The 11,403-nt window shown below is 52.2% G+C and carries 9 protein-coding genes; 6 read left to right on the top strand and 3 right to left on the bottom strand.

Features of this window, described 5'->3' with window-relative positions:
• Positions 1 to 162 precede the first annotated feature (162 nt).
• On the top strand, positions 163 to 957 hold the full coding sequence (locus ABIB59_RS19225; protein ID WP_079496984.1) for an SDR family NAD(P)-dependent oxidoreductase: 795 nt from the start codon (positions 163 to 165) through the stop codon (positions 955 to 957).
• 42 nt (positions 958 to 999) lie between these two features.
• On the opposite strand, the gene ABIB59_RS19220 is transcribed toward ABIB59_RS19225, so the two are convergent.
• A complete protein-coding gene (locus tag ABIB59_RS19220; protein ID WP_107224403.1) occupies positions 1,000 to 1,974 on the bottom strand; it encodes an AEC family transporter in 975 nt (324 codons plus the stop codon).
• Between the two features lie 178 nt (positions 1,975 to 2,152).
• Positions 2,153 to 2,410, bottom strand: a complete 258-nt coding sequence (locus ABIB59_RS19215) for a LysR family transcriptional regulator (protein WP_354036615.1) — start codon at positions 2,408 to 2,410, stop codon at positions 2,153 to 2,155.
• Positions 2,411 to 2,776: 366 nt separating this feature from the next.
• Here ABIB59_RS19215 and ABIB59_RS19210 point away from each other — a divergent pair, with 366 nt between their 5' ends.
• The 5 genes from ABIB59_RS19210 to ABIB59_RS19190 all read left to right on the top strand — a co-directional run bounded on the left by ABIB59_RS19210 (position 2,777) and on the right by ABIB59_RS19190 (position 9,093).
• On the top strand, positions 2,777 to 3,730 hold the full coding sequence (locus ABIB59_RS19210) for a hydroxyacid dehydrogenase (RefSeq protein ID WP_354036613.1): 954 nt from the start codon (positions 2,777 to 2,779) through the stop codon (positions 3,728 to 3,730).
• Between the two features lie 10 nt (positions 3,731 to 3,740).
• The gene (locus ABIB59_RS19205; protein ID WP_071194983.1) at positions 3,741 to 4,439 is read left to right on the top strand and encodes an RraA family protein; all 699 of its coding nucleotides are present in this window, start codon (positions 3,741 to 3,743) and stop codon (positions 4,437 to 4,439) included.
• 68 nt (positions 4,440 to 4,507) lie between these two features.
• The gene (locus ABIB59_RS19200) at positions 4,508 to 5,902 is read left to right on the top strand and encodes a DASS family sodium-coupled anion symporter (protein WP_079496980.1); all 1,395 of its coding nucleotides are present in this window, start codon (positions 4,508 to 4,510) and stop codon (positions 5,900 to 5,902) included.
• A 16-nt stretch (positions 5,903 to 5,918) separates the two neighbouring features.
• Positions 5,919 to 7,079: a metallo-dependent hydrolase gene (locus tag ABIB59_RS19195; protein ID WP_107224405.1), complete on the top strand. Its 1,161-nt coding sequence runs from the start codon at positions 5,919 to 5,921 to the stop codon at positions 7,077 to 7,079.
• 139 nt (positions 7,080 to 7,218) lie between these two features.
• Positions 7,219 to 9,093, top strand: coding sequence for a sigma 54-interacting transcriptional regulator (locus ABIB59_RS19190; RefSeq protein ID WP_071194985.1), 1,875 nt, complete (start codon positions 7,219 to 7,221; stop codon positions 9,091 to 9,093).
• Positions 9,094 to 9,385: 292 nt separating this feature from the next.
• Here the strand turns inward: ABIB59_RS19190 and ABIB59_RS19185 are convergent, their stop codons facing one another.
• Complete coding sequence (locus tag ABIB59_RS19185) at positions 9,386 to 11,323, bottom strand: methyl-accepting chemotaxis protein (protein ID WP_071194986.1); 1,938 nt, start codon at positions 11,321 to 11,323, stop codon at positions 9,386 to 9,388.
• Positions 11,324 to 11,403 lie beyond the last annotated feature (80 nt).

Below are 11,403 nucleotides of genomic sequence, written 5' to 3'. Positions count from 1 at the left end.
TCTTCTATTTTCATATCGATATCAAAATATCAGCTAAGCAATATTGGCGTTATTTGTGAATGTATTCTTTTGTATAACCCAGGATGTTCGTCCCAACGTCGCTGTTCAGGCTAAGTGCTACGCTTATTCCATCGTATCCACATTAAGAGGAAGGAGCAGAGGATGAAAATTGATCTGAGTGGGAAAGTCGCACTGGTCACCGCCTCGACCGGTGGCATTGGTTTCGCCATAGCCACGGGGCTTGCCGAAAGCGGTGCGGAAGTGATCCTCAACGGACGTAGCGAGGCGTCAGTGAATAAAGCGCTCCAGGCGCTGAATGAGCGTGTACCGGGCGCAAAAGTGCGTACCGCCATTGCCGATCTGAGTTCGGCAGAGGGGGTTGAAACCTTATTAAGCGCGGCAACGGATGCCGATATCCTGGTCAATAACGCCGGGATTTACGGGCCGCAGGATTTTTATGCCACCGATGATGCGACCTGGGAAAATTACTGGCAAACCAATGTGATGTCGGGCGTGCGTCTTTCCCGCGCGTTGCTGCCAGCGATGGTGAAAAAAGGTTGGGGCCGCGTGGTCTTTATCTCCTCGGAATCGGCGCGCAACATTCCTGCCGATATGATTCATTACGGCGTGACCAAAACGGCCCAGCTCTCGCTGGCGCGCGGGCTGGCGAAGTTTGTCGCCGGTAGTGGCGTGACGGTCAACAGCGTGTTACCCGGCCCAACCCTTTCCGATGGCTTTGCCGCCATGATGCAGGACGAAGTGGCAAGAACAGGCAAGTCACTGGAAACGCTGGCGAAAGAGTTTGTGATGGCTCACCGTCCCAGCTCCGTTATTCAGCGAGCAGCGACCGTTGAAGAAGTGGCGAACATGGTGGTCTACGTTTGCTCGACTCAGGCATCGGCGACCTCAGGCGCGGCGCTGCGCGTTGACGGCGGCGTGGTGGATGACATTCTTTAACGCGTTTCTGGCAGGGCACGCGGTGTGCCCTGCCGGGAGAGTTTACGGCCATGCCGGATAGAAGCGGCTCATCAGGATCATCAGCATTGGCGTAGTCAGGGTAGAAAGCAGAGTGGAAATCAACATGCTGGTTGCCGTCGCCCCTTGCAGCACTTTGAATTTCTGCGCCATCAGATAGACGTTTATCCCCACCGCCATTGACCCCAGTAAAACCACCACCTGGCTCTCCTGCTGCGGCAGGTGCAGTGCGTAAGCGAGCGCCCAAATCAGCGCAGGCATCAACACCAGTTTAATCAGGCAGATAGCCGCGCTTTCCCGCAGCCCCTGGCTGATGTTGTAATGCGAGAGGCTCATGCCCAGCGTGACCAGGGTTAACGGCGCGGCAATTTGCCCTAACATGCTGACGGGGCCATCAATAAATTGCGGCAAGGTATGGTGAGTTGCGCTCCAGGCAAAGCCAGAAAAAATGCCGATAATCAGCGGATTACGCAGCACGTTGACCAGCGTTTTGCCAATGCCTTTCCAGGAAAAACTGCCGCTCTGCGCCCACTCCACCGAGACAGTTACCAGCGTCCACAGAATCAGGCTGTTAAACACCAGTACCAGCGCGACCGAGGCGAGGCTGGCCTGCCCCAGCAGAATCACCGCGACCGGGATCCCGAGCATTACGTTATTGGAAAAAATACCCCCAAGGCCAAATACCGATGCCGAGATGGCATCAAGGCCAAACAGGCTTTTTGCGACAATGCGCCCGACAATATAGATCAACAGGCAACTGCCGAAATAGGCGATCAGCAAGCGCATATCCACCGGCGGGCTTTGGTAGAACTTGCTCATGACCTTAAATAACATGCAGGGCAAGGCAATCGAAAAACAGAAGCGGTTAAATACCCCACTGGCGGCTTCCGGCCAGCCGGCAAAACGCCCAAGACAATAACCCAACGCAATTAAGGAAAATAAAGGCGCAGACAGGATCATCTGCTGCGTAAGCTGCCCCAGAAAATTCGTCGTTTCCATCCGTTACCCTGCCCGTATCACCGTAAAAATGAATGATTTTTTATTTTTTTTGGCAGTATAGGGGTTTTGCCATGAAGAGTCAGTCTGGCTGAAACGGTGTTAGTGCCTTATTACAACATTTACGCTTTCTAATGCGGCATTTGCACATCATTGTGCGCAGAACCTTGCCAGCGCATTTTCAATCCTGCCGGAGTGGTGATTTAATATTTTCCACCTCATAGAGTACGGCCATAATTTTCGCCGATAACGCATAAAACTGTTTACCCTTTTCGGTTAATATCACCGATCGAATACTCCTTCCGCGTTGAATAAGCGTAAAACCAATATTATTTTCCAGCATTTGCAAACGTTCAGATAAACAGACCTGGCTAATACCTAAAAAACCGGCGGCGGCGGGTATGTTTCCAATACGCACCGCAGAAAGAAATGCATTCATTAATTCGAGAGTCATGATTTATTGCCATTACTGTTTACTCAATGAGCGAACCTGTTAGCCAGTATAATTATCACACAAAGCTTCCTTGTCAATAAAATTAGCGCATAAAAGACGTCATAAAAAATAGTGTGATAACGCCGCGATCTGACATTTAAAAATGAAATTCATGCATTTCAAAATGAAATAGATGTGTTTTCCACTGGCTTTAAATATGTGATTAGCATCACCAATAAGAATATCACACAAAAATAACAAAAAATAAAAAACACATAAATATCATATTGTTAAAAATAATTTAACTCATCAGGAACGCCCCTGGCACGCCATCTGCAATTATCAGTGCCAAACAACAATGGAGAGCGTCAGATGACTTATAAAATTTTACTTCCACAAGAAATCATGCAGGAAGGGAGAGAATATCTTGAGAGCCGGGGTTATGAACTTATTACAGGTTCCGGGATGGAAGAAGAAGATATCATCCGTGATATTCCGGAGTGCGACGGTATTATTGTTCGCCTTTCAAAAATGTCCGATCGCGTATTTGAAGCCGCGAAAAAACTGAAAGTTGTTGCCCGCCATGGTGCCGGTTATGACACAGTTGATCTGGAGTCGGCCAAACGCCACGGTGTGACCGTATTAAACGCGCCGATTGCTAACAGTATGTCTGTTGCCGAGCTGGCCATTTTTTACATGCTGCATTGTTCACGTAATTTCAAGCTGGTCGAAGAGAAAATGCTTGAGGATTACTACTGGGCAAAACTGCGCACGCCAAAAGTAGAGCTGGACGGTAAAACCGTAGGCCTGGTCGGCGTGGGCAACATTGGTTCCCGTGTCGCCATCAAAGCCCTGCATGGCTTCAATATGAAAGTCATCGCGTATGACCCGTACAAAACGCAGGACCAGGTGCCGGAAGGCGTTGAGTTAACCAGTGACTTTGAGCGGATTTTCAAAGAGAGCGATTTTGTCTCCCTGCATTGTCCTACCACGGCGGAAACCACCGATTTTGTTGGCGAAAAGCAGTTCTCGCTGATGAAACCGACCGCGTATTTCATTAATACCGCACGCGGCAAACTGGTCGATGAAAAAGCGCTATACCACGCACTTACAACGCACGCCATCGCCGGTGCGGGTGTCGATGTGCTGAAAAAAGAGCCGTTCGACCCCGCCGATCCGATTTTCACCCTCAGCAATATTGTTATTGGTCCGCATATCGGCGCGGCCACAAAAGAAGCGACCGACCGCGCCTCTTTGCACTCCGCTATTGGTATCGATGAAGTGTTATCAGGTAAAAAACCGTCCTGGCCGGTGCCGGGTTTTTAAGGAGAAAATCATGTCTATCGGTAATCGCATTTTCACCAAACGTCCGGCATTCGACGTTGAGTTATTAAAACATTACGAGAAACTGCCCGCCGCGAATATCGCCGACACCATGAACCGTATTGCGGTCCTCGGCAATGGTATTAAACGTATTTCATCACCGAAGAAGCCGGTCATGGCGGGCTATGCCATTACGGTGAAAGCACGCGCTGGCGACAACCTGATGCTGCACGCCGCGCTGGATATGGCAACGGAAAATGATGTCATCGTGGTCTCTAACGAAGGCGATCGCTCCCGTGCGTTGATGGGCGAAATCATGGTGGCTTATGCCCACTACACCAAAAAAATCGCCGGTATCGTGCTTGATGGCCCGATCCGCGATATCGATGCCCTGTCCGTACTGGACTTCCCTCTCTTCGCCACCGGTTCGAACCCGGCGGGTCCGTTTAAAGAAGGGCCGGGTGAAGTGAACACACCCATCGCCGTAGGCGGCGTGGCGGTCTGTCCGGGTGATTTAATTGTGGGTGATGCTGACGGTGTGATCGTCATACCGCTGAACGATGCAGCAGCCCTGCTCGACAAAGCCACCGACTACGCCAAATTTGATGCGGGCAAAGTGGAAGCGGCGAAGAACGGCACCGCCAACCGCGCATGGGTAAGAAAATCATTAGACGAAAAAGGCGTTGAGTTTATTGACGACGTCTACCGCTAATTCGTGCAAATAATGAAATGCTGCACGTCGTGTGACGGCGTGCGGCTATTAAATACAGGTAATGTAAAATGCTTTATCTTAAACTCTTACCCATTATCTTTTTTCCCATTCTGTTTTGGGTTATTCCTCACCCGGAAGGCGTTTCTGCCCAGACCTGGGAAATGGTCGGTATCTATCTGGCGATGCTGTGCGGGCTGGTCCTGCGCCCGTTTACCGACGCTGTCATCATGCTCATCATCCTCGGTTTCGCCTCGCTGGTGATTGAACCAGGCCCGCTGTTCGCCGGATTCGGTAGCCCGATGGTGTGGTTTATCATCAGCGCTTTTATTATCTGTAAGGCTTTCGTGATCACGGGGTTAGGCAAACGTATCGCCTACCTGCTGCTTCAGCGCTATGGCAAAAATACCCTGACGCTGGGCTACCTGATGATGGTGACAGACACCGTGCTCGCTCCGGCAACCGGCTCGAACATGTCGCGTTCCGGCGGCATCACCTACCCCATTTTCCGTAATATCGCCGAAGCGCTGGGTTCAAAGCCGGATGATGGCAGCCGCAAGATTGGTGCCTATCTCACGATCCTGATGTATGTGGTGTCGATGGGTACCTCCAGCCTGTTTCTGACCGGGATGGCGACCAACTCCATTACCGTCTCGCTTGCAAACGAGATAATGCACGTCAATCTCGAGTGGATGGTGTGGTTCAAAGCCGCCATCGTACCGGCGGGCATTGTGCTATTAGCCGCGCCCTGGATCCTCTATAAGCTCTATGCGCCTGAGCTGAAAACCATTACCAACGTTAACGAAATCGCGACCAAAGGGTTGCAGGAGCTCGGCCCGGTCAAGCGCGAAGAGAAGCTACTGATCGTCTTCTTTTTGCTGGGCATTATCGGCTGGATGACCGGCTCCCTTACCGGGATTGAGTTTATTCCAGTCGGTCTCGCCTTCCTTGCCTGCCTGTTGCTGTTCGGCGTATTGAGCTGGAACGATGTGGTCAGCGAAAAATCGGCCTGGCAGACCTTCGTCTGGTACGGCGCGTTTTACGGGTGTGCGGTCGCGCTCTCCAAAGGCGGTTTCTACGTCTACCTGGTGGATGTGATCAAAAACTACCTCGACCTGTCACAACTGAGTGAAATAAGTGCCCTGGGTGTGCTGGTGTTTATCAGCCTCGCGGTACGTTACTTCTTCGTGTCGAACAGCGCCTTCGTTGTGTCGTTCTATCCGGTGCTCTTTACCCTTGGGATGACCACTCAGGCACATCCGATGTATGTCGCGCTGTCCCTGGCCTTCTCTGCGGGGTACGGGGCGCTGCTCACTCACTACGGCAACGGTGCGGGGGTGTTTACCTTCTCCAGCGGCTATGTTCCGCAAAAAACCTTCTGGCTACTCGGCACCATCATGGTGCTGGTTAACGTCCTGGTTTTCTTCCTGATTGGTATTCCTTACTGGAAAATGATCGGTATCTGATTAAGGAGCGCGCGAAATGAAATTGGATATTCTGATTAAAAATGGTCTGGTGGCTGACCTGGATAGCGGCAGTTACATCAACCAGAACATCGGTATTGTCGGCAATCGTATTGTGGATTTGCATACCGCCGACAGCCAGGCGGAAACCGTCATCGATGCGGCAGGCTGTATTGTTCTTCCTGGGCTGATTGATTTCCATGCCCACGTTTTTCACGGCGGCACCGCCATCAGCGTTAACCCGGATGTGCTATGCCTGCCCAACGGCGTAACCAGTGTGGTGGACGCCGGGAGTAGCGGCTGGGTTAACTATAAACTGTTTCGCAACAGCGTCATTCATACGGCGCAGACGCGCATCAAAAGCTACCTGAACGTGGTGAATGTAGGGCTCTCCACGCTGGGTGGTGGGCCGACGGGGTATCTGGAAAATACCAACCCGGCGAACTACAACGTCGAGAAAATCAGCCAGACGCTGAATGAGAACCGCGACAACATTCTTGGATTAAAACTGCGTTACAGCCAGGATATCGCGACCGGGCGCAATTTTAGTAGCGATCCATTTTATGCCGCCGTGGCGCTGGCACGAGAGCTTAAAACAACCCTCTGTGTCCATGTGACCGACTCCCGGTTGCCCGCCGATGAGCTGATCGGCCATTTCCAGACCGATGATATTTATGCCCACTGTTTCCACGGCACGGGTAATGCCATCCTCAAGGAAAGCGGAGAGGTGTTCCCTGCCATCAAGGAGGCCAAAGCACGCGGCGTGATTTTCGACTGTTCTAACGGCGTGGCCCATTTTGACTTCACGGTAGCCCGCAACGCCATGGAACAGGGCTTTAACCCGGATATCATTAGTACCGACCTGACGCTACGTAATAGCCTGCGCACGGACAAGGTATTCAGCCTGCTGTTTATTATGTCGAAATATCTCAACATGGGGATGTCGTTCTTCGATGTGGTTCGCGCGGTGACCCGCACCCCCGCACGCCTGATGAAAATGGAAGGGCAGATCGGCACGCTTGCGCCGGGGGCCTTTGCCGATATCGCCATCGTGAAATTGCGTAAAGAAAAGATCATGTTTGAAGATACCAAAGGCACACAACTGGAAGGTGACCGTTATATCGATAACTGCGCCACCATCAGTAATGGGCAAATAGTCTATCGCCGACAGCGTTTTTAAAAGAGAAGGCAGTGTGTCTGTCTTTTGCCTGCGCACCGCAAATGCGCAGGCTTTTTTCGTTTTGCCAGGCAGCGCTTTGTGGCGTGAAGAGCGTGAGGATATGATGACTCTCGCATAAATCGATCACTCTGGATAACCAATGAAAAATAACGAAATTGCGATTTTCTCGGTGTCAAAAACTATCACCCAGCGCATATCCAACGTGCTTATCGAAAGAAAGATCGACATCCCCGTTTACGAGTTTCACTATTTTGACGTGGTGGAAAAAGCGCAGCAGCTTGTTGCGGGTGGCACCAAAATCATCATTAGCCGGGGCGGTACGGCAGCGCTATTACGTAACAGTCTTTCTATTCCGGTTATCGAAATCACCCACGAGCTGCACGGTATTTATCGCATTCTGCAGGAGGCGCGGAAAAAATCGCAGAAGATTGCCGCCGTAGGCTTTCCGCAGTTCTGTAATGTGCTGCGTCGTTATCAAAATATGACGAACGAAGACTTCAAAATCTGTCAGGTTTACAACCACTATGATATCGAGAATGTTGTAAAAAACCTGGCGGATAACGATTACCAGTTAGTGATTGGCGGCCTGACCGTCGCAGAGATGGCGAAGAAGTATGATTTGAATGTCATCATGGGCGATACCGATAATATTTCTATTGAACAGGCGCTGGATGTCGCTGAAAGCCTGTTGAAGTACATTAACAATGAAAACATGAAGTTAACCATGTCCTGGTCTGCGCTTAATCAGTCGCATGAGGGCATTATGTGTCTGGACCAGTCAGGGGAAATTATCCATATCAATGCCCGTGGCTTTGCGTTATTCCAGTGCAATATTGGGGATAAGATCTTTAAAAAAGAGGCCTTCAAAAGCATTTATGGCAGCATCATCAATGAAATAGATATCAAAGAGCATGCTATCGAGATTGACGGCGAGACGGTCAATATTGCGGCGAAGCACTTTTCCAATAAGCACGGCTTTTATACCGTCATCACTGGTAGCAAGCAGGAACATAACGGCTGGTCCTCTTCCCGCACCAGCAAAAAGAGTGACCACAAAGGCTTTACCACCACGTATTCATTTGCCGACATTATCGGGCAATCCCCGGTGATGGAAGCCGCGATAGCACGGGCCAAAATCTACGCCGCTCACGATCTTCCCATTAATATTCTGGGAGATACCGGCACCGGTAAGGAGCTGTTTGCCCAGAGTATTCATCACGCCAGTCCACGTAGCGCTGAACCCTTTATTGCCATTAACTGTGCCGCCATTCCTGAAAGTCTGTTAGAGAGCGAGCTGTTTGGCTATGCCGATGGCGCCTTCACCAATGCGCGTCGGGGCGGTAAGCCGGGTATTTTCGAGATGGCGATGAATGGCACTGTCTTTATTGACGAAATCAGCGAAGCGCCGCTCCCGGTGCAAATCAAGCTACTGCGCATTTTGCAGGAAAAGCGGTTCAGTCGGGTGGGCGGCGACTCCCTCATCAGCGCCAGGTTCCGCTTAATTACCGCCAGTAATAAAGAGTTGGGCGCACAGGTGGCAGCCGGTGAGTTTCGCCAGGACCTCTGGTATCGCATTAATGTCCTTACGCTACAGTTGCCTGCACTCAGAGAGCGAACCGGCGATGTGATGCTGATTATTGAAGACCTGCTGGCAAAACATAACAAAGCACTGAGCTTCACTGATGAAGCGGTGGATTTTCTCAACAGCTACGCGTGGCCTGGCAATATCCGGGAGCTACAGGCGGTGATTTTACGGTTGATTGTATTGTTTGATATGCACGTTGTGGATGTCGATGCGCTGCAGTCGCTATGCCATATGTCAGTGTCTGTTGATGATGAAGATATCGTCCCGCAGCCCGGTGATGTGGATTTGCTGAAAAAGCAGGAGCAGAAGCTGATTGGTGCGGTGATGAAACGTACCGGCGGCGATAAATCACAAGCCGCGGTGATGTTGGGGATAAGCCCGACAACGCTGTGGCGTAAGATGAAGGAATATGGAGTGGAAGGGGTTTGACATACTCCATACCGGGAGCAATTCCCGGATGGCGGCGCAAGCGCCTTGTCCGGGCTACGACCGGTTTTCTCCCTCTCCTCCGGGGAGAGGGTTGGGGTGAGGGGAATATGCGGCTCAGGTGGAGGGTTCCGTTCCCCTTTACAATCCCCGCGGCGTCACAAAGATGTCGCTATGGTTATCATGCGGGAAAACGAATCAGCCATGGCTAAAAAGGTTGAAGACGTTCACAGTATCTTCGATTGGTAGCCCCGGTTAGCGCAGCGCCACCGGGGACAAAATCATAACCCACTCATTACGAATAGCTTTTCCGCGCATCCGAGAAAAACGCCAGCGTCTCCTCCAGACTCTTCGCCTGCTCCTCCAGCGACATGGCCGCCGCAGAGATCTGCTGCACCAGAGACGCATTCTGCTGGGTGGCGCTATCCATCTGATTGACCGCCTCGCTCACCTGACTCACGCCTTTCGTTTGCTCATCCAGCGCCTGCACAATCTCGGCAATCACCTGATGCACACTGGAAACCGAGGTAATGATTTGCTTCATCATCGCCCCCGTCTCATTCACCAGCGTAACCCCTTTACTGACGCGCCCGGACGACTCCTCAATCAGCGCTGAAATCTCTTTGGCCGCACTGGCGCTGCGCTGTGCAAGGCTGCGCACTTCACCGGCCACCACCGCGAAGCCTCTGCCCTGCTCACCGGCGCGGGCCGCTTCAACCGCCGCGTTCAATGCCAGAATATTGGTCTGAAAAGCGATGCTGTCGATGATGCTGTTAATATCGCCAATCTTGCCGGCGCTCTCATCAATCTTGCCGATGATATCCACCACTTGTGCCACCAGCGATTCACCCTGCCCGGCAATTTGCGCCGCGTTCTGCGTCAGTGATGTTGCCTTGTGCGCATTCTCCGCGTTGTTTTTGACGGTCACGGAAATCTGCTCCATGCTCGCCGCCGTCTGTACAATCGCCGCCGCCTGCTCTTCGGTCCGCGAAGCTAAATCGAGGTTGCCTGCCGCGATTTCACTGCTTCCCGCCCGCACGGAATGGCTGGCATCGCTGATGCTGCCCACAATACGCCGGAGCTGGGCTTGCATGGTGTGCAGGGCATAAAAGATGCTGCTGCTATCGCCGTTACGTACCGCAATCTGATGACTCAAATCCCCTTGCGCCACGGACAGCGCAATCTCTGAGGCTTCCGTCGGCTCGCCGCCTACCGGGCGCGCAACCTTGCGGGTAAACACCATCGCTACCACCACGCTGACAATGATAATACTCAGGATCATCAGCAAGATGGCGTTACGCAGGTAGTGCCACGCTTCGGCCATGACGACGCTAACTGGCGTCACAATCGCCAGCTTCCATGGTGTCTGACTGTTACCAATGTCGATGGTGCGCCAGGTCACAAACGCCGGTTCTTTTAGCAGGGCATCGTCGGTGCGCACCACCGCTTCCGCGCCGATTGTCCCCGTCCAGGGTTTACCCGTTGCCGCCTTATCAGGGCTGGAAACCACTTTGTTATCCGCTGAGAGCAACAGCGCGTAACCCGTCCCCTCCCACGGCTTGATGGCGCCAATCATTTTTTGCAGCGTTTCCAGCGAGAAATCCGAAGTCACAGAGCCCTGAAACTTACCGTCGCGGATAATCGGCGCCGCGATGGAGGTCAGCATCACATCCACACCGTTATAGGGGTAGATGTACGGCTCGATAATCACCTCTTTCTGGCGCTGACGCGGCAAAAGGTAGTAGTCGCCGCTGCCCGGTGTTTCATAATCCACCAGGTTGTGTAGCGCCGGGTTACCACTGTTATCACGGTCAACATAGCGGGCGTAGCGGCCAGCCGGATCCTGATCCGCTTTTCCCGCAAACTCCGCGTCTTTGCCGTCAAACGTATTGGCTTCAAAGGCCAGTGACATCGACAAAAAATCAGGGTGCTGATGCAGATAATCGGCCAATAGCTGGTCCAGGCCACGCCGTTCTGTCAGCCCGGCCTGATGTAATGCCCAGGCGCTGTTGCCTAAATCGCGCGCGGCGTTCAGCGCAGAGTCGAGCTGTTGCTGAACACGCAATGATTCAGTGAGCGCAATTTGCTGGAGATGTCTTTTGGCGACCGCTTCTTGCTGGCCCATAGATTGCCAGAGCAACAGGCCAATGGTGACCAGGAACCCGGTGGTGATGGTGACAAAAATAGACGCCAGCATGAGTGTTCTGGCTGTGAGTTTTTTACGTGTGCTCATGTTTCCCCGCTCGGGCAATCGCCCTGTGGCAAATAACCCAATTAACTCATGCTTCATATATCGGTAAAGCCTGCTTAACA

The sequence above is a fragment of the Citrobacter sp. UYEF32 genome, assembly GCF_040546205.1.
Lineage (GTDB): Bacteria > Pseudomonadota > Gammaproteobacteria > Enterobacterales > Enterobacteriaceae > Phytobacter > Phytobacter diazotrophicus.
The sequence above is the reverse complement of the archived record's forward strand: the minus strand, read 5'-3'. Positions and strand labels throughout refer to the sequence as shown.